Source organism: Rhodococcus opacus, assembly GCF_012396235.1.
Lineage (GTDB): Bacteria > Actinomycetota > Actinomycetes > Mycobacteriales > Mycobacteriaceae > Rhodococcus_F > Rhodococcus_F opacus.
Genome location: NZ_JAAXPA010000002.1, coordinates 141,806 through 158,793, shown reverse-complemented (window position 1 = coordinate 158,793; position 16,988 = coordinate 141,806). Strand labels below are relative to the sequence as shown.

Annotated in this window: 19 protein-coding genes and 1 pseudogene; 7 read left to right on the top strand and 13 right to left on the bottom strand. The window is 68.6% G+C overall.

Annotated features, from left to right (window positions below):
• Positions 1–201 precede the first annotated feature (201 nt).
• A complete protein-coding gene (locus HGB39_RS02730; RefSeq protein WP_007300094.1) occupies positions 202–1,905 on the top strand; it encodes a peptide chain release factor 3 in 1,704 nt (567 codons plus the stop codon).
• Positions 1,906–1,923: 18 nt separating this feature from the next.
• On the opposite strand, the pseudogene HGB39_RS38415 reads toward HGB39_RS02730, so the two are convergent.
• Positions 1,924–2,043, bottom strand: a pseudogene (locus HGB39_RS38415) (zinc ribbon domain-containing protein); the annotation flags it as partial.
• Between the two features lie 23 nt (positions 2,044–2,066).
• Between HGB39_RS38415 and HGB39_RS40140 the strand changes: the two are divergent.
• The 4 genes from HGB39_RS40140 (at position 2,067) to HGB39_RS02715 (ending at position 3,683) form a co-directional block, all read left to right on the top strand.
• Complete coding sequence (locus HGB39_RS40140; RefSeq protein WP_231137855.1) at positions 2,067–2,225, top strand: hypothetical protein; 159 nt, start codon at positions 2,067–2,069, stop codon at positions 2,223–2,225.
• On the top strand, positions 2,213–2,560 hold the full coding sequence (locus HGB39_RS02725; RefSeq protein WP_052023968.1) for a hypothetical protein: 348 nt from the start codon (positions 2,213–2,215) through the stop codon (positions 2,558–2,560). Before HGB39_RS40140 ends, HGB39_RS02725 begins: the two co-directional genes overlap by 13 nt.
• Complete coding sequence (locus HGB39_RS38405; protein ID WP_247252901.1) at positions 2,557–3,015, top strand: IclR family transcriptional regulator domain-containing protein; 459 nt, start codon at positions 2,557–2,559, stop codon at positions 3,013–3,015. The genes HGB39_RS02725 and HGB39_RS38405 overlap by 4 nt, the downstream gene beginning before the upstream one ends.
• Positions 3,016–3,170: 155 nt before the next feature.
• Entirely contained in the window at positions 3,171–3,683 is a 513-nt protein-coding gene (locus tag HGB39_RS02715; RefSeq protein WP_005565172.1) for a metal-sensitive transcriptional regulator, read from the top strand.
• Between the two features lie 19 nt (positions 3,684–3,702).
• Here HGB39_RS02715 and HGB39_RS02710 read toward each other — a convergent pair whose 3' ends face one another.
• The 3 genes from HGB39_RS02710 to HGB39_RS02700 are packed head-to-tail and all read right to left on the bottom strand — an operon-like array spanning position 3,703 to position 5,345.
• A complete protein-coding gene (locus HGB39_RS02710; RefSeq protein WP_005565174.1) occupies positions 3,703–4,380 on the bottom strand; it encodes a pyridoxine/pyridoxamine 5'-phosphate oxidase in 678 nt (225 codons plus the stop codon).
• 28 nt (positions 4,381–4,408) lie between these two features.
• On the bottom strand, positions 4,409–4,822 hold the full coding sequence (locus HGB39_RS02705; protein WP_005255471.1) for a VOC family protein: 414 nt from the start codon (positions 4,820–4,822) through the stop codon (positions 4,409–4,411).
• A gap of 46 nt (positions 4,823–4,868) precedes the next feature.
• Positions 4,869–5,345, bottom strand: coding sequence for a nuclear transport factor 2 family protein (locus HGB39_RS02700; protein ID WP_007300089.1), 477 nt, complete (start codon positions 5,343–5,345; stop codon positions 4,869–4,871).
• Positions 5,346–5,775: 430 nt separating this feature from the next.
• Between HGB39_RS02700 and HGB39_RS02695 the strand changes: the two genes are divergently transcribed.
• Positions 5,776–7,272, top strand: a complete 1,497-nt coding sequence (locus tag HGB39_RS02695) for an acetyl-CoA acetyltransferase (RefSeq protein ID WP_005565180.1) — start codon at positions 5,776–5,778, stop codon at positions 7,270–7,272.
• 22 nt (positions 7,273–7,294) lie between these two features.
• On the opposite strand, the gene HGB39_RS02690 is transcribed toward HGB39_RS02695, so the two are convergent.
• The 8 genes from HGB39_RS02690 to HGB39_RS02655 form a co-directional block, all read right to left on the bottom strand.
• Complete coding sequence (locus tag HGB39_RS02690; protein WP_054247602.1) at positions 7,295–9,079, bottom strand: ABC-F family ATP-binding cassette domain-containing protein; 1,785 nt, start codon at positions 9,077–9,079, stop codon at positions 7,295–7,297.
• The gene (locus tag HGB39_RS02685; RefSeq protein ID WP_054247603.1) at positions 9,079–10,014 is read right to left on the bottom strand and encodes a 4-(cytidine 5'-diphospho)-2-C-methyl-D-erythritol kinase; all 936 of its coding nucleotides are present in this window, start codon (positions 10,012–10,014) and stop codon (positions 9,079–9,081) included. Before HGB39_RS02685 ends, HGB39_RS02690 begins: the two co-directional genes overlap by 1 nt.
• Before the next feature lie 73 nt (positions 10,015–10,087).
• Complete coding sequence (locus tag HGB39_RS02680; RefSeq protein ID WP_054247604.1) at positions 10,088–10,741, bottom strand: urease accessory protein UreD; 654 nt, start codon at positions 10,739–10,741, stop codon at positions 10,088–10,090.
• Positions 10,742–10,743: 2 nt separating this feature from the next.
• A complete protein-coding gene (ureG, locus tag HGB39_RS02675; RefSeq protein ID WP_005572827.1) occupies positions 10,744–11,430 on the bottom strand; it encodes an urease accessory protein UreG in 687 nt (228 codons plus the stop codon).
• Between the two features lie 34 nt (positions 11,431–11,464).
• Positions 11,465–12,097, bottom strand: a complete 633-nt coding sequence (locus HGB39_RS02670) for an urease accessory protein UreF (protein WP_005572826.1) — start codon at positions 12,095–12,097, stop codon at positions 11,465–11,467.
• Positions 12,097–13,818, bottom strand: coding sequence for an urease subunit alpha (locus tag HGB39_RS02665; RefSeq protein WP_005572825.1), 1,722 nt, complete (start codon positions 13,816–13,818; stop codon positions 12,097–12,099). The genes HGB39_RS02670 and HGB39_RS02665 overlap by 1 nt, the downstream gene beginning before the upstream one ends.
• Positions 13,815–14,129, bottom strand: a complete 315-nt coding sequence (locus tag HGB39_RS02660) for an urease subunit beta (RefSeq protein ID WP_005572824.1) — start codon at positions 14,127–14,129, stop codon at positions 13,815–13,817. The genes HGB39_RS02665 and HGB39_RS02660 overlap by 4 nt, the downstream gene beginning before the upstream one ends.
• A gap of 8 nt (positions 14,130–14,137) precedes the next feature.
• A complete protein-coding gene (locus tag HGB39_RS02655; RefSeq protein WP_005255454.1) occupies positions 14,138–14,440 on the bottom strand; it encodes an urease subunit gamma in 303 nt (100 codons plus the stop codon).
• A 138-nt stretch (positions 14,441–14,578) separates the two neighbouring features.
• On the opposite strand from HGB39_RS02655, the gene HGB39_RS02650 reads away from it, so the two are divergent.
• Positions 14,579–15,964 carry a cation:dicarboxylate symporter family transporter gene (locus tag HGB39_RS02650; RefSeq protein ID WP_064080168.1) on the top strand — a complete coding sequence of 462 codons (1,386 nt, stop codon included), beginning with the start codon at positions 14,579–14,581 and terminating at the stop codon, positions 15,962–15,964.
• On the opposite strand, the gene HGB39_RS02645 is transcribed toward HGB39_RS02650, so the two are convergent.
• Positions 15,958–16,800, bottom strand: a complete 843-nt coding sequence (locus tag HGB39_RS02645) for a YdcF family protein (protein WP_005238742.1) — start codon at positions 16,798–16,800, stop codon at positions 15,958–15,960. The two genes, HGB39_RS02650 and HGB39_RS02645, sit on opposite strands and share 7 nt — an antisense overlap.
• Between the last annotated feature and the right edge of the window lie 188 nt (positions 16,801–16,988).

Sequence of the window (16,988 nt, the reverse complement as noted above, 5' to 3'; positions counted from 1 at the left end):
CTGCACATACGGGTGTCCGAACGCAGAACGGTGAACTCCGGAGCGCCCCGACGACTCACCCATATAAATCCCCCACCGGCCTCCGATCGTTACTCCTCCCTGGATGCGACTGTGCTGCGCGTTCGTGTTCGGCACCCGAGTAACCTGGTATGCGGCCACACGGCCTTCCTGCACGCCACACGTCCCCCGAGAGGTTCTTCGTTGACTACCCCGTCCGACTCGGCCGACACCATTCCAGCCGAGGCGGCGTCCGTCGCCACGTCCGCCGCACCGGAAGGGAAATCCGAGAAGGGTGTCCGTGCGGAGGCGTCCCGTCGCCGCACGTTCGCCGTGATCTCGCATCCCGACGCCGGTAAGTCGACGCTGACGGAGGCTCTCGCGCTCCACGCGAAGGTCATCTCCGAAGCGGGCGCGGTCCACGGCAAGGCCGGCCGCAAGTCGACGGTGTCCGACTGGATGGAGATGGAGAAGGCCCGCGGCATCTCGGTCAGCTCCACGGCCCTGCAGTTCAACTACCGCTCCACCGAGGCGTCGGCGGACGACCCCGTCGACAACGTGATCAACCTGGTCGACACTCCCGGTCACTCCGACTTCTCGGAGGATACGTACCGCGTCCTGACGGCGGTCGACGCCGCCGTCATGCTGATCGACGCCGCGAAGGGTCTCGAACCGCAGACGCTGAAGCTGTTCCAGGTGTGCCGTCACCGCGGAATCCCGGTGATCACGGTCATCAACAAGTGGGACCGGCCGGGCCAGACGCCGCTGGAGCTTCTCGACGAGATCCAGGAACGCATCGGTCTCACCCCGACTCCCCTGTACTGGCCCGTCGGGATCGCCGGCGACTTCCGGGGCCTGCTGCGGCGCGGCGAGGACGGTGCCCCGCGGGAGTACATCCGGTTCACCCGGACCGCGGGTGGCGCGAAGATCGCCCCCGAAGAGGTCATGGATGCCGACGCCGCCCTCGCGAAGGAGGGCTCCGAATGGGAGACCGCCGCGGAGGAGAGCGAACTGCTCTCGGCCACCGGTCAGGACCACGACCAGGAGCTGTTCCTCGGCGGCCAGACGTCGCCGGTGATCTTCGCGTCGGCGATGCTCAACTTCGGCGTCCGCCAGATCCTGGACACGCTCGTCGAGCTGGCGCCGCCGCCGCGCGCCCGCGAGGACGTCGGCGGCACCCCTCGCGAGGTCACCGACCCGTTCAGTGCGGTCGTCTTCAAGGTCCAGGCCGGCATGGACACCGCGCACCGCGACCGGCTGGCGTTCATGCGCATCGTGTCGGGCGTGTTCGAGCGCGGCATGGTGGTCACCCACGCCCAGACCGGCAAGCCGTTCACGACGAAGTACGCGCAGACCGTGTTCGGTCGCGAGCGTTCGACCGTGGAATCGGCGTACCCCGGCGACGTGGTGGGACTGGTCAACGCCACCGCACTCGCCCCCGGCCACACCCTGTTCTTCGAGAAGAAGGTGGAGTTCCCGCCGATCCCGTCGTTCGCGCCGGAGCACTTCTCCATCCTGCGGGCCGAGAGCGCGGGCAAGTACAAGCAGTTCCGGCGGGCTGTGGATCAGCTCGATTCCGAGGGTGTCGTGCAGATCCTCCGCAACGACCTCCGTGGCGACGCCTCGCCGGTCATGGCGGCCGTCGGCCCGATGCAGTTCGAGGTGGTCGCGGCGCGGATGAAGGCCGAGTTCAACGTCGAGGCCCGGATGGAACCCCTGGGCTACGCGTTGGCGCGGCGCACCGACGCCGAGTCGGCCGACGAGCTGAACCGTCAGCGCGGTGTCGAGGTGTTCACCCGCTCGGACGGCGTGATGCTGGCGCTCGTCAGCGACAAGTGGCGGCTGCAGTACATCCAGAAGGAGCTGCCCGACCTCACGCTCGAACCTCTCGTGGCCGCCGCCGACTAGCGTCTTCTACTACAGCGTCTACATAGATCTCACACTCTCCGCCACTGGCGCAACGGATAGTTGAGATGGATGTGTGTCACGGCTACCTGTATCACCGTGCGGTGGTGCGGGTTTGACCGTGTCCCACACCGACGCTTGTGGTCAGCGACGGGTCTGACGGGATGGACTTCGCCGAGCTCGCTGAGGACATCGCCCACGAAGCCGAACAGGCACTGTTCCTGGCCCGTCAGATCAAGCAGATCGACGAGCGAGTCGCGAACCTCTACGCCGACGCCGACCGGCCGGCATCGTTGCCTCTGCTCCCGGCGTGGGGGCGGTGATCAGCGCCGTCATCGCTGGACGGATCGGCGACCGGCACCACGAGTCTGCGATCTGTCATCTGGCCACCCATCTGGTCACCCGGATCGCCGCCTGCATGCGTACCGGCCAACCGTACGCCTTGCGGGACGTCGACGACACGCCGATCACCGAGGCCGAGGGCCGGGCGATCGTCAAGGCGCGCTACAAGATCGACCCGCGGCGGCGCGAGAACGTCCGATACAAGCGGATGCGTGAGCGCCGCAAGCAGGCGGCGGGCCAGGAGTCCCAGGGGTCGCGATGCGCTCCAACAGGCCGGCCCGCCAAGACCAAGCCTACGAGCCGCCAGGTGGCTTGACCTCCGCTAGGAACTCAGGTACCGCCCGACAAACGCTACAGGCGAACGGGGCCAGTCTGTCTCGCCGGATCGGCCACACCACCGCGCTCTGGACCTTCTCCGCGTCGAGGCGCATCCGGTCCAGTCACTCCCATTGCTATTCGAGCCCGCAAGCGCGGCACTGGCGGACCCGGCGCACCACATCACCGGGGCGATCCCCCGACGTCGACGATCTCGTCACCGAACTGGGCGAGGTCCGCAACCGCGGATGGGCCCTGGAACGAGAACAGGGGACGGTCGGCGTGGTGTGTATCGCGACCGTCGTGCCCTACCGGATCCCCGCCACCGACGCCCTCAGCGTGTCCATGCCCGCCGAGGTCGCGTCGTACCCGGGTGAGCTGGAGCGGATCGCCGGCGTGCTCACGAAGCACGCGTCCGCCTGGGCCCGGGAATTGAGGGCCGAGGGAGTTCGATGACGTGACGGCGCCGCGGACCCGAGACCGACCGGGGCCGCGCCGTGCGCCGTCGAGGCGTGCGGCCCGCCGGACCCTCCTGGTAGCTTTCAGGTCGAATCGAGCACACTGACGGGCTTTGCGCGGTACCCGTTTGGCCACGAGCAGGAAGCGACACGATGGAGAACGGCATTTCCACCAACGGATCGGGCAGTAACGGCTCCGCCGGCACGAACTCGGCATCGGAGTCCCCTTTCGCTGAACCGAGCACGGGCGGGCTGACCGGCAGCAACAGTAACGGCAACGGCAAGTCCACGACCAGCTCCGCCGAGACGTTCACCTTCCCGCTGCCGACGCGCAGCTCGGGTTCGCACAGCACCGAGGAGCCGGGCGAGGTCTCCGACACGACGGCGTCGCTCGAATCTCGTGGGCGCACCGTCATGCGACGCAACGCGATGGGAGTGGCAGCCGTGCGAGTCGCGGGCCGTCTTGCACACACCGAACTGCTCGAGGAGCACCTCGCCTCGGCGAGCAGTCACTCCGCCGATCCCACCGTGGACGCCGACGAACTGCTGGCGCTGCTCGGCGAATACCTCGTCGCAGCCGGGTTCGAGCGCCCCGAGATCCACGCGAAGCTGAACGGCCAGTCGATCGTCGTCGACCTGCGCTCGCCGTCCGCGACCGCACGCTGACCCCCGCTCCCGGGCGTCGTCAGGGCCACAGCACCTCGCGGAGCCACCGGCCGGACTCGCGGCGGTAGAGCTGGCGCACGTGCCTGCGCCCGGCGTCCGCCTGCCAGAACTCGACACTGTCGGGGACGATGCACCATGCCCGCCAGGTTCCCGACACGAAGTCGGGGTCGGCCTCGATGCGGGCCACCGCCGCCGCGACGGCGCGTTCGTATTCGGCGGGATCGTCCAGGACCTCGCTCTGACGACTGGCGGCGGCCACGGCCCGCGCGGTGACCGACCGTTCGCGGAAGTCGCGGGCGGAGAGCGCCGGATCCCCCTCGACGACGGAACCGCGCACCCTCACCTGCCGGCCCTGCTCTCGCCAGTAGAACGACAGTGCCGCAACCGCATTCGTAGCGAGTTCACGCCCCTTCGGCGAGCGCGTGTCACCCGAGAACCAGAAGCCCCGCTCCGTGACGTCCTTGAGGAGCAGGAATCGCGCGTCCGGATCGCCGTCGGCATCCACGGTCGACAGCGCTGCGGCGTGCGGTTCCGGAACACCGGCCGCCGCGGCCTGCGTGATCCAGTCGAGAAACAGCGCGGTCGGCGACTCCGGAAGCGCGTCGACGGGCGGGGGTGTCTCGCCGCCGAGAGCGGGCAGGGCGCGTATCCACGCGCGGGTGTCCGGAAACGACGAACGGTCGGGTGTGGTCGGCATGTGCCGACAGTAGCCGCGGCCCGGGTCTTCAGGCCGACGCGGCCGGATCCGTCGGCCCCACCAGCATCCAACGGTGACCGAACGGATCGATGAGTGTCGCGTTGCGGTGTCCGTGGCCCTCCGAGATCCACCGTTCCACCTTGCCGCCGGCGTCGCGGGCACCCGCCAGGACGGCATCGGGGTCGTCGACGGACAACATCAGGCTCACGGACGTCGAACCCGATTCCGGCGCGGTCAGACCCATCTCGGGGAACTCCTCGGCGAGATAGATCATGCCGCTCGGCAACCGCAGTTCCGCATGACCGACCCGGCCGTCGTCCATGACGATCGGCTCACCCACCACCTCGGCGCCGAACACCTTGGAATACCACTCGATGGCCTCGACACCCCGCCGCACCGTCAGATACGGCAGCGCGCCGGGAACGGGGACTTCCGGAGCCATCGTCACCTCCCAGTGTCCGCGGTGCGTCGAGTCCCAGTGTGCTCCCTCAGGCAGATGCCGGAGGTTGCAACATCGCCCACTTGTTGGACGTGAGCCGGAAACTCGGGAAATCGGAGAGCGACGCAACCGATTCCCAGGTGCGTTCGTATCCGGTGTGCGTGATCCGCCAGTTTCCGTCGGGGCACCGAAGATAACGATCGTGATAATAGGCAGACCCGCGCAGCAGCATGCCGTCCTCGGGAATCAGCGTGGTGTCCGCGAGAAACCACACCCCTACCGCGGTGTCTCCGGTGACGGTGATCTCGGGCTGGCCGCACTGATGCTCGGTGATGACGTGGGTCCCGAGAGTGTTCTCGAGGAAGGACACGAATGAGTCACGGGAATCGAACGTGAGGTATTCGCTGTACGTCGCCGTGACGTCCGGGACCATCGTGTCGGCGAACTCCACCCACGACTTCGTATCGAGAGCACGTGAATAACGGTGCTTGAGCTGCTCGATCTGTTTGATTGCTTCGAGATCCATGACCCCCGCCTCCTGTGCAGCGAACATGCAAGCCCTGGACTGCAGATTAGTCGGATGATCTGCAGGTTCGCCTTGGTTTCCCCCGTTTTGACCAGATCATGCATATTCAGGCCGTGATCCGGGACACGAAAAGGTTACGAAATGACTGCATGGCCTGCGCAACAGCACACTGTTCACACTACCTTAGGCTAGCCTCACCCGACGAGGGTCCGAGCCCGCAGGCTCCCACCGACCCGAGGGTCCCGCACCTCAGTCCATCGGCGTTCGAATCCATCTGCTGTACAGCACTTTTAGTCATCTTTCCGAGCACCCTTCGCTCCGAAGGGTCCCATAATGCCGGACGCCGGAAGGGATTGCTGTGACCCCGAATCCACAGGTAACCCGCCCGACGCTATCGTGACGCTGACGTGGTCACGCGAGAGGGGAATCCATGGATCCGGCCCGCATACCGGTGATCGTCGGAGTCGGCGACATCCGCTCCGGCCGTGCAGGCGATCCGGCAGCCCCGCGTGAACCGCTCGACCTGATCACCGCCGCCGCGCGTGCCGCCCTCGCCGACAGCGGCTCCGCGACCCTCGGCTCCCGGATCGACGCAATCCATGCGGTGAAGACCGTCAGCTGGTCGTACGACGACCTCCCCGGACTGCTGGCCGCCCGGTTGAATCTGCCGTCACCACGGTCGAGCACGTCCCCGATCGGTGGCCACTGGCCCGCGACGCTCCTCGACCGCATCGGCGACGACATCGCCTCGGGCCGGTCGTCGGCAGCGCTCCTTGTCGGCGGTGAGTCGCAGGCGACCATGACGGCGCTGCGCAAGTCGGGCACCGATCCCACGACGCTGGGCTGGGCGTCGGAACCGGGGGGTCCTCCCGCGTTCGACCCGGCGGATCTCGGGAGTCCCGCGATGCAGCGCGCCGGCCTGATCGTTCCGACCCGGGTGTACCCGTTGTTCGAGAACCGCGTGGCGCACGAGTCGGGTGTCGGACCCGACCAGTCGCTGGCGGAGTCGGCCCGGATGTATTCCGCCTTCTCCGAACTGGCGGCGAAGAACCCGGCGTCGTGGACGTGCGAGGTGTATTCCGCCGAGGAGATCGCCACGGTGGGTCCGGGCAACCGGATGGTGTGCGAGCCGTACCCGTTGATGCTCAACGCCATGCCGTTCGTCGATCAGGCCGCCGCGGTGCTGGTGTGCTCCCTGGCCGTCGCGCGCGAACACGGCGTTCCGGAGGACCGCACGGTGTACCTGTGGGGCGGCGCGGGAGCCGCCGATCCCGTGGACGTACTGAGCCGCAACGGTTTCGGCACGTCCACGGCGATGACGGACGCGGTGCACCGGGCGCTGTCGCGGGCCTCGATCGACGCCTCCGCACTCGACATCGTCGACGCGTACAGCTGCTTCCCGGTGGTGCCGAAGCTACTGACCCGCACGCTCGGCCTGCCCGCACGCATCGTGCCGAGCGTGACGGGCGGCCACTCCTTCTTCGGCGGGCCCCTCAACAGTTACACGCTGCACTCGATTGCCGAGGTCACCCGCCGATTGCGGGAAGGCGCGGGACCGGCCCTGGTCCACGGCAACGGCGGCTACCTGACGTACCAGCACGTCGTGATGCTGGCGGGCGCCCCGCACCCGGACGGGTACGTCGGCGATCCGGAACCGGCGCAACTCGCGTCGGAGGCGCCGGAACTCGTCACCGGCTACGAAGGACGAGCCGACATCGTCACGTCCACGGTGGAGTACGGGCGGGACGGCGCCCCGGCGACCGGCTTCGTCGTCGCGCACACCCCCGACGGCCGGCGTCTGGCCGGACGTACCGGCCCCACGGAGGCGGTCGCGCTGTCCGCGTTCACCGAGACCCCGGCACGGTCGGTGATCGGGCGGACCGTTCACGTCACGGACCGTGACGGCATCCTGTCTCTGCGGTTCTGACGGGCCGCAGCGCAGGTCCCGCCTAATCCAATTCGGCGGCCAGCTCCATCCACTGTTCCTCGGTGGCTTCCTTCTCCGCGACGACCTGCTTGAGCTCGGTGTCGAGCTTCTGCAGCTTGTCCGGATCGGTCGCCGCCTCCGCCAGCTTCTCGTGCAGCTTCCGTTCCCGGTCGTCCAGCTTCGCCACAGCCCGCTCGAGACGCGACAGTTCCTTGCGCGCGGCGCGTTCGGCTGCCCCGTCCCGCACCTGCTTGGGGGCCGACGCACCGGTTGCCGTCGACGCCACCGACGGTGCGCCGGTGTCGACCATCTTCGCCCGGCGACGCAGGTAGTCCTCGATCCCCCCGGGCAGGTTGGTCAGCTTGCCGTCACCGAACAACGCCCACGTGGAGTCACAGATGCGTTCGATCAGGTACCGGTCGTGGCTGATGACGACCATCGTGCCCGCCCAGCCGTCGAGAATGTCCTCGAGTTGCTGCAGCGTGTCGATGTCGAGGTCGTTGGTCGGTTCGTCGAGCAACAGTACGTTGGGCTCCGACATCAGCACACGGGTCAGCTGCAGCCGGCGACGCTCGCCACCGGACAGGTCACCGACCGGTGTCCGCTGCCGGGCCGGAGTGAAGCCCAGCCGTTCGGCGAGCTGCCCGGCCGATACCTCCTTGTCACCCAACGTGATCCGCTCGGCGACGTCCTTGACGGCCTCGAGCACCCGCATGTTCGTCGGCAGATCGTCGAGTTCCTGACGGAGCCAGCCGATGTGCACCGTCTGCCCCTGGATGCGCTTGCCCGACGCCGGCGAGATCTCGCCGGCGAGCGTGCGCAGGAGCGTCGTCTTGCCGGAGCCGTTCACACCGACCAGGCCGACACGCTCCCCCGGCGCCAACCGCCACGTGAGGTCGTCGACGAGCACCCGGCCGTCCGGCGTCTCCAGGCGCGCATCCTCGAGTTCGATGACGACCTTGCCGAGCCGCCGCTGCGCGAACGACGCCAGCGCCACGTTGTCGCGGGGCGGTGGGACGTCCGCGATCAACGCCTCGGCGGCCTCGATCCGGTACTTGGGCTTGGACGTGCGGGCAGGTGCACCGCGCCGCAGCCAGGCCAATTCCTTGCGGGCGAGGTTGCGGCGACGTTCCTCGGACGCGTCGGCCTGCCGGGAGCGCTCCGCCCGGGCGAAGATCCAGTCGTTGTAACCGCCCTCGTAGCTTTCGACCTTGCCGCCCACCACTTCCCACGTGCGGTTGGCCACGGTGTCGAGGAACCACCGGTCGTGGGTCACGACCACCAGTGCGCTGCGACGGCTGACGAGATGTTCCGCCAGCCACTGCACACCCTCGACGTCGAGGTGGTTGGTCGGCTCGTCGAGCACCAGCAGGTCGAGGTCCTGGACGAGCGCGGCGGCCAGTGCGACGCGTCGCCGCTCACCACCGGACAGCCCGTCGACCGACACCTCGAGCCCCAGGTTGTCGATGCCGATGCCGGCCAGGATCGACCGGATGCGGGCGTCGCCCGCCCACTCGTGGTCGGCGACCCCGAGCGGCCCGAGCACCACGTCGCCGACGCTGGAGCCGGGTGGCAGGACGCCCCGCTGGGTCACGACCGCCATGCGCAGGCCGCCGACCCGGCTGACACGTCCGGAATCGGGCGCCTCCACTCCGGCGAGCACCTCGAGCATGGTGGTCTTGCCACCGCCGTTGAGGCCGACGACGCCGATGCGTTCGCCTTCCTGCACTCCGAGGGATACCGAATCGAGCAGCGGCTTGATGCCGAAGGACTTCGATACCTGCTCGAGATTGATCAGATTCGCCATCAGTGCGATCCCTCCGCCGCGTCGTTGATTATTCGGGCGCCCGGTACGGGTCCGCTGGCGACCCGCACCGTGCGACACACCCCCGCACCTGCGAGTTCTGCGCTGACCCGGACCGCGGCGTCCGCTTCAGCACATAGAAAGGCACAGGTCGGGCCCGACCCGGAGACGATGCCGGCCAGTGCGCCCGCCGCGACCCCGGCACGCAGCGTCCGCCGCAGGCCCGGATTCAGCGACAGCGCGGCCGACTGCAGGTCGTTGCCCAGCAACGGGGCCAGCGTCGCGGAGTCGCCCGTGGTGAGCGCGTGCATCAGGTCCTCGGGTCCGCCGAGTCGCGGCGGATTCCCGTCGGCACGCAGCCGGTCCAGCTCCCGGAACACGGTCGGTGTGCTCAAGCCGCCCTTCGCGAGCGCGAGCACCCAGTGGAACGTGCTGCGGGAGAGCACCGGCAGAAGTCGCTCGCCGCGTCCCGTCCCGACCGCGGTGCCACCGTGGAGGGAGAACGGAACGTCGCTGCCGAGCTTCGCGGCGAACCCGTCGAGTTCCTCCCGCGACAGGTCGAGTTGCCACAGCGCGTTCAGCCCGACCAGCGCCGCCGCGGCGTCCGCGCTGCCGCCGGCCATGCCCCCGGCCACCGGGATGCCCTTGTCGATGGCGATCTCGACGTCAGGGCGCCGCCCCGACTCGGCCGCGAGCATCTCGGCGGCCTGCCACACGAGGTTGCTGCTGTCGGTGGGCACGACGCGGGCGTCCTCACCGCGAACCGTCACCGACAGCGTCTCCGCGGGGACCACCGACACCGTGTCGCTGAGGGAGAGCGCCTGGAACACCGTGTTCAGCTCGTGATAGCCGTCGTCGCGCAGGTCCCCGACGGCCAGATGCAGATTGACCTTGGACGGGGCCCTGACGACGACGGGGCGAGGAACGACGGAAAGCACAAGGGTAGAGCTTAGGCGCTCCCGGTACGGGTGCGGAAATGCGCACCATCACGCACTTTGCCCCTCACCCGCGTCACAGGCGCGGGCCGAGCCGGGTGGTGAGGCTGCCGCCCCGGGCGAGGGGCAGACGGGTCCGCGCCGACCGGATGTCGCCGGTGACGTCCGCGGGCCGGTCGTCCGGGTACCGCAGTTCACTCGTGACGGCCGCCGGGCCGTCCAGGACGTCGTGCGAGACGGTGCCGACGCCGAGTTCCAGCTGGTGCCGGAGCAGCGGCAGGGCGCCGAGATCGGCGTTGGTGACCCCGACCCAGCGTCCCGTCGTCTCTCCCGCCCGGCCGATCTGCACCCGCTCACGCAGCAGCAACGTGGACGACTCGGCGAGGGACACCGTGGTCTCGACGCGATGCTCCGCGCCGCCCGCGATCACCGTGGGTTCGAGCGCGCAGTCGAGCGCGGCGTCGTCCTCGACCTCCACCGACCACTGCGCCGTGGACAGCACACGACCCCGGCCGGGCAGGGCCAGGGACGCCGCGACGCTGCGCAGCGTCAGCCGGGCGCCCGACAGCACCCGGACCGTGACGTCCCAGTGGTCGCCGCCGAGCGGGGTCGCGGCGGTGCCGATCACGTGGACCGTGTCGCGGCCGGTGATCCGTGCCGCCAGTCCCCCGGCCGCGGAGATCCGCGGACTGCGGTCGGGGGACGCGACGATCGTCAGTTCGGTGCGCACTACTAGTGCACGTCGGCGAGGGTGCGCACCTGCTCGCGCACCCACTCCAGAGCCGGTCCGGACGACGGATCCTCCGTCAACGAGATCAGCGCCGTCGGCCTGCCCTCGCGGACCTTCTCGGCGTCGCGGCGCATCACCCCGAGATCGGCTCCGACCATGGGGGCGAGGTCCGTCTTGTTGATCACGAGGAGATCCGAGAACGTCACGCCGGGACCACCCTTGCGGGGAACCTTGTCACCGCCCGCGACGTCGACGACGAAGATCTGCACGTCGATCAGGCCCGAGGAGAACGTCGCGGTGAGGTTGTCGCCGCCCGACTCCACCAGGATCAGATCGAGCGGCGGGTTGGCCGCGATCAGGTCGTCGATGGCGTCGAGGTTGGCGGTGATGTCGTCGCGTATGGCCGTGTGGGGGCAGCCACCGGTCTGCACGGCGGCGATGCGCTCGTCCGGCAACACGGCGTGGCGGCGCAGGAAGTCCGCGTCCTCGGTGGTGTAGATGTCGTTGGTGAGCACGGCCAGCGACAACTCCTCGCGCAGTTGCCTGCACAGCGCGGCGACGAGCGCCGTCTTGCCCGATCCGACGGGCCCACCGATCCCGATCCGGACCGGCTCCCCCGCCACCCGGACCCGCCGGGGACGGTCGTGCTGATGGTCGTGGGGTTCACCATCGATGAAATGCGGTGGCATGGTTGATCTCTCCTTACTGGGGTACAGCTGAGTGTCACGACACGAACAGGGGGCGGTCCCGCAGAACGTGCCGCTCGGCGACGACATCCATGAAGGGGTCGGACACGCTGGACAGTCCGGTCACGCACTGGCCGGCGATGTCGTCGCACAGGTCGGACAGCGCGAACGTGCACGCGGCGACCTGCGCGGGGTCGAGAGCGAGCAGACGCTGCGCGGCGATCGCGGACCCGGTCATGGTGGTGTAGACGACGACGAGTGCCGCCTCCCGCGGTTCGACGGCGGTGACGGATCCGACCACCCCCGAGACCACGGGCAGGTGCGGACGTGTGCCCAGCGGCGACCAGTCGTGCTCGGGCCACGTGGTGCGGGCCAGCCGCAGCAGACCTCTCCCCTGCGCCCGCGACGACGACCGCGCCGCGGGGGACGGGGTTCGCGCATCCATCTCGGCGTCGGCGTGTTCGGCGGTGAGCCGCCCGGCGCACACCGCCGCAGTGATCGATCCCCCGACGAGCCCGGCGGTCCGGACCCGTCGCCGCAGGAACGCCTCCATCGTGCCGACGTCGCGGACGACACCGCTCGCGACGGCCTCCTCGATGCCGCCCGAATGCACGTGACCGCCCGTGGGCAGCCTCGAATCGGCGAGGGACATCAGGTGAGCGAGGCGCATCAGAACAGGAAGTATCGCTGGGCCATCGGCAGTTCCGCCGCCGGCTGCTCTTCCCACACGTCGCCGTCGATGCGGACCGTGAACGTGTCCGGGTCCACCTCGATCCGCGGCTGCGCGTCGTTGCGGGGCATGTCGGCCTTGCCCCGCGACCGCACGTTCGCGACCGGGACGAGTCGACGGCTCAGGTCGAGTCGATCCGCCAGACCGTCCTCGAGGGCGTGCGGAGCGACGAAGTGCACGGACGTGGCAGCCGCAGCCTTGGGCGCCGCCCCGAACATCGGACGCGGGAGCACCGGTTGCGGAGTCGGTATGGACGCGTTGGCATCTCCCATCGCGGCCCACGCGATCATCCCGCCCTTGATCACCGCGTGTGGCCGGACACCGAAGAACGCCGGGTCCCAGAGCACCAGGTCGGCGAGCTTGCCGACCTCGACCGATCCGATCTCGGCCTCCAACCCGTGCGCGACGGCGGGGCAGATCGTGTATTTCGCCACGTACCGCTGGACGCGCTGGTTGTCGGCGCCGTTGTCGCCGGCCAGGAAACCCCGGCGCTGTTTCATCACGTGCGCCGTCTGCCACGTGCGCAACACGACCTCGCCGATGCGTCCCATCGCCTGCGAGTCGCTGCCGATCATGGAGATGGCGCCGAGGTCGTGGAGCAGATCCTCCGCCGCGATGGTGGACGGCCGGATGCGGCTCTCCGCGAACGCCAGGTCCTCCGGGATCTTCGGGCTCAGGTGGTGACACACCATGAGCATGTCGAGATGCTCGTCGAGGGTGTTGACCGTGTGCGGCCGGGTCGGGTTGGTCGAACTCGGCAGGACGTTCCCGTGCGCGGCCACCGTGATGATGTCCGGCGCGTGGCCGCCGCCCGCCCCCTCCGTGTGATAGGCGTGGATCGCGCGTCCGGCGATGGCCGCGAGAGTGTCCTCGACGAAACCGGCCTCGTTCAACGTGTCCGAGTGGAGGGCCACCTGCACTCCAGCAGCGTCCGCGACGGTGAGGCACGCATCGATGGCCGCCGGAGTCGAACCCCAGTCCTCGTGCAGCTTGAACCCGGAGACGCCGCCACGCAACTGCTCCCACATCGACTCGGAGCTGACCGTGTTGCCCTTGCCGAGCAGCGCGATGTTCATCGGCCAGCCGTCGAGTGCCTCCAGCATCCGGGCGGTGTGCCACGAACCGGGGGTGACGGTGGTGGCCTTGCTGCCCTCGGCGGGGCCGGTGCCGCCGCCGATCATCGTCGTGATGCCGCCGCCCAGTGCCTCGTCCATGATCTGCGGGCAGATGAAGTGCACGTGACAGTCGATACCGCCGGCCGTGAGGATCTTGCCGTTCCCGGCGATGATCTCGGTGGACGGACCCACCACCAGATCGGGGTGGACCCCCGACATCGTGTCGGGATTGCCTGCCTTGCCGAGTGCGACGATGCGTCCGTCCCGAATACCGACGTCCGCCTTGATGATTCCCCAGTGGTCGACGACGACCACGCCGGTGATCACCGTGTCGGGCGCGCCCTCGGCGCGGGTCGCGCGACCCTGGCCCATGGACTCGCGCAACACTTTTCCGCCACCGAACACCGCTTCGTCGCCGGCCAGTCCCGGCCCGCCGCTGCGGTCCTCGGTGATCTCGATCAGAAGGTCGGTGTCGGCGAGCCGGATGCGGTCGCCGGTCGTGGGACCGAACAGCTCGGCGTAGCGTGCGCGGCTGAGTTCGGTCATGACGCGTCCAGCTTTCCGGGAGGAGTGAGGCTCAGCCCGTGCACTTCACGGGTGCCGCGCAGGGGTACGAGTGAAACCGTCTGCGCGATACCCGGTTCGAAGCGCACCGCGGTGCCCGCGGGGATGTCCAGCCGCAGCCCGTGGGCGGCGGAACGGTCGAACTGCAGGGCGTGGTTGGCCTGCGGAAAATGAACGTGGCTTCCGACCTGGACCGGACGGTCCCCGGTGTTGACCACCTCGAGTTCGGTGCGGGGAGAACCCTCGTTGAGCTCGATCACGCCCTCGGCGCACACGACTTCACCTGGAATCACGGTCACCCCTACGCAATCGGATCGTGGACGGTGACGAGCTTGGTGCCGTCCGGGAACGTGGCCTCCACCTGCACGTCGTGCAGCATCTCCGGGACGCCTTCCATCACGTCCGCCCGGGTGAGCACCTCACGACCGGACACCATCAGCTCCGCCACCGACCGGCCGTCGCGGGCCCCCTCGAGGATGTGATCCGTGATGAGGGCCACCGCCTCCGGGTGGTTCAACACGAGGCCGCGTTGCCGGCGCCTGCGCGCGAGTTCCGCGGCGTAGCTCAGGAGCAGACGCTCCTGCTCGTGGGGCGACAAGCGCATGTGTCCTCCTGCGGTCGGTGCGTCGCAATACTGCCACGAACTGCAGTGTGGCACCGCCCACGCCCGGAACGGCCGCCGTTCTCACCGCGGAAACATTCGTGACACGAACCCGTCACAGCGCCTTCCTAGCGTTCCCCCATGGCCATCTCCACTGCCGCCCATCCCCCACCCGGCGGCGACGCGTCGACAACCCGGACGCGATCGCCCTGGTACACCAACCTGTTCGTCCAGCTCCTCGTCGGAATCGTCGGCGGCATCACCCTCGGCTGGCTGTGGCCGACCGTGGGGTCGGAGCTCAAACCGATCGGCGACACGTTCATCAAGCTCATCAAGATGCTCATCGCGCCGTTGATCTTCACGGTGGTCGTGACGGGAATCGCCAAGGTCGGCGACGTCAAGGCCGTCGGACGGATCGGCGTGAAGGCACTGATCTACTTCACCGCCGTCACCGGGTTCGCGCTGCTCTTCGGGCTGGTGATGGGCAACATCGTCAAGCCCGGCGCCGGATTCGACATCGACCCGGCCACCCTCGCCGACGGCACCGAGCAGATCGCGGAGAAAACCGGCGGTGGTGAACTCCCCGGCGCCGTCGAGTTCCTCATGGACATCGTCCCGACCAGCGTGGTGGGCGCATTCGCCGACAACGTGTTGCTGCAGGTCCTCTTCTTCGCGGTGCTCTTCGGTATCGCGCTGGCCAAGTACGGCGAGCACGGGCCCCCGCTGGTCCTCGAATTCGTCGACCACCTCAGCCACATCATCTTCATGATCATCGGCTGGATCATGCGGCTCGCCCCGATCGGCGCATTCGGCGCGATGGCGTTCATCATCGGCCAGTACGGAATCTCCACCCTCGGGAGCTTCGCCGCGCTCATCGCGTGCTGCTACCTCGCCGGAGCCCTGTTCGTCCTCGTCCTCGCACTCATTGCGAAGTTCGCCGTGGGACTGAACATCTTCACGTTCATCCGCTACACCAAGGAGGAGTTCGGTCTCGCGCTGGGAACCGCCTCGTCCGAGGCAGTGCTTCCCCGCATCATGACCAAGCTCGTCGGCGCCGGGAACTCGCAGGCCGCGACCGGGCTCGTGGTGCCGACCGGATACTCGTTCAACCTCGACGGCGCCGCGATCTATCTGTCCATCTCGACCCTGTTCCTCGCCCAGGCCACCGGCCACGACCTGTCCGTCGCCGACCAGCTCGGCGCGCTGTTCATCCTGCTCCTCACGTCGAAAGGCATGGCGGGCGTACCCGGGTCGTCGTTCCTCGCGCTGTCGGCGACCGCGACCGCGCTCGGAATCTTCCCCGTCGCGGCGGTCGCGGTGCTGCTCGGCGCCGACCGGATCATGGACTCGATGCGTGTGTTCGTGAACCTCCTCGGCAACTGTGTCGCCACGTTCGTCGTCTCGAACTGGGAAGGCCAGCTGGACAAGCAGAAGATGCAGGACGCCATCCACGGAAAGCTCGGCCCCGGCGGCGCGGATCCCGTCGAGCAGCCGCCGGTCGTGGCCGAGTACGAGTCGCGTCAGTAGCCGGCCGGGATGCCGAACACCCTGATCGCGTCGCGGTACATGCCGAGTTGCTGATCCTTGGTCAGGGGCATGACTTCGGCGATCAGCTGACCGGCGCTGGTGATCGCGCTCATCGCCCCGACCACCGGCAGTCCGGCGACGTTGAAATCGACCGTTGCCCTGCGGATGTGGTTGGCCGACGTCACGATGATCGCGCCGCCCGCACCGAGCGAGCGGGCCAGCGGAACCGAGTTGAGCGCGTTGCCCACCGTCGAGCCGGCACGATGCTCGGGGTGGATGCGTTGCGCCGGGACACCGTGCGACTGCAACCACCCCTGCATCGCGGCCGCCTCGGTGATGCCGTTCTGCGGGTTGCCGCCGGTGACGATGATCGGCGACATCGGCGAGGCCCACGACTGGACGAGCGCGGCCTGCAGACGGTTGATCAATTCCGGTCGCATCGCACCGTCGGGGAGCAGTCCGAAGCCGAGGACGATGATCGCGGTGGACGGACCCTGGATGGCCGGAAGTGGGTTCGGGGGCGTGAACGACGCAATTCTGATCGCGTTCAACATCCCGTCGACGCCGGCGCGCATCCCACCGTCCATCGCGCCGAGCCGGGCGAGCGCCGTCTCCCGGGTGATCAGGTCGCCCGCGGCGTCGGCGTAGATGGCCTGCAACGCCAGCGCATTGGTGTCGCCTGGTTCTCCGGCGACGGCGCCACCGATGTCCGCGAGGGCGCCACGGGTGTCACCTGCGGCGAATCTGCCCTGCGCGCTGTTGAAGAGGTCGGCGGCCGAGGCGGACGCCGTCGCGGTGGTGGAGACCGCCAGCGCCAGGCAGAAGGCGGCGGTCATGACGGTGGCGAGCAGCGCCCTGACTGCTGAAGAAATGGGCCGAACACGAAACTGCGTCACGCTGAGACCTTTCCGTCGGATTTTCACGAAGTACACATGCGATGGTCCGTGGAGCGTCGGCGCCAGTGTAGTGACACTCGTGGGGCTGGTGGGAAAATCGTTACTTACCGTTACCCGCCATCAATAGA

What these genes read in the sequence shown, in the direction of transcription:
- HGB39_RS02670 (WP_005572826.1), bottom strand. Translation starts at nt 12,097, where the DNA reads ATGCGCCTCGCTCACCTGATGTCCCTCGCCGATTCGAGGCTGCCCACG.
- HGB39_RS40140 (WP_231137855.1), top strand. Translation starts at nt 2,067, where the DNA reads ATGGACTTCGCCGAGCTCGCTGAGGACATCGCCCACGAAGCCGAACAG.
- ureG (WP_005572827.1), bottom strand. Translation starts at nt 11,430, where the DNA reads ATGCCACCGCATTTCATCGATGGTGAACCCCACGACCATCAGCACGAC.
- HGB39_RS02655 (WP_005255454.1), bottom strand. Translation starts at nt 14,440, where the DNA reads ATGCGCTTGTCGCCCCACGAGCAGGAGCGTCTGCTCCTGAGCTACGCC.
- HGB39_RS02690 (WP_054247602.1), bottom strand. Translation starts at nt 9,079, where the DNA reads ATGGCGAATCTGATCAATCTCGAGCAGGTATCGAAGTCCTTCGGCATC.
- HGB39_RS02665 (WP_005572825.1), bottom strand. Translation starts at nt 13,818, where the DNA reads ATGACCGAACTCAGCCGCGCACGCTACGCCGAGCTGTTCGGTCCCACG.
- HGB39_RS02700 (WP_007300089.1), bottom strand. Translation starts at nt 5,345, where the DNA reads ATGGATCTCGAAGCAATCAAACAGATCGAGCAGCTCAAGCACCGTTAT.
- HGB39_RS02695 (WP_005565180.1), top strand. Translation starts at nt 5,776, where the DNA reads ATGGATCCGGCCCGCATACCGGTGATCGTCGGAGTCGGCGACATCCGC.
- HGB39_RS02715 (WP_005565172.1), top strand. Translation starts at nt 3,171, where the DNA reads ATGGAGAACGGCATTTCCACCAACGGATCGGGCAGTAACGGCTCCGCC.
- HGB39_RS02645 (WP_005238742.1), bottom strand. Translation starts at nt 16,800, where the DNA reads ATGACCGCCGCCTTCTGCCTGGCGCTGGCGGTCTCCACCACCGCGACG.
- HGB39_RS02650 (WP_064080168.1), top strand. Translation starts at nt 14,579, where the DNA reads ATGGCCATCTCCACTGCCGCCCATCCCCCACCCGGCGGCGACGCGTCG.
- HGB39_RS02705 (WP_005255471.1), bottom strand. Translation starts at nt 4,822, where the DNA reads ATGGCTCCGGAAGTCCCCGTTCCCGGCGCGCTGCCGTATCTGACGGTG.
- HGB39_RS02710 (WP_005565174.1), bottom strand. Translation starts at nt 4,380, where the DNA reads ATGCCGACCACACCCGACCGTTCGTCGTTTCCGGACACCCGCGCGTGG.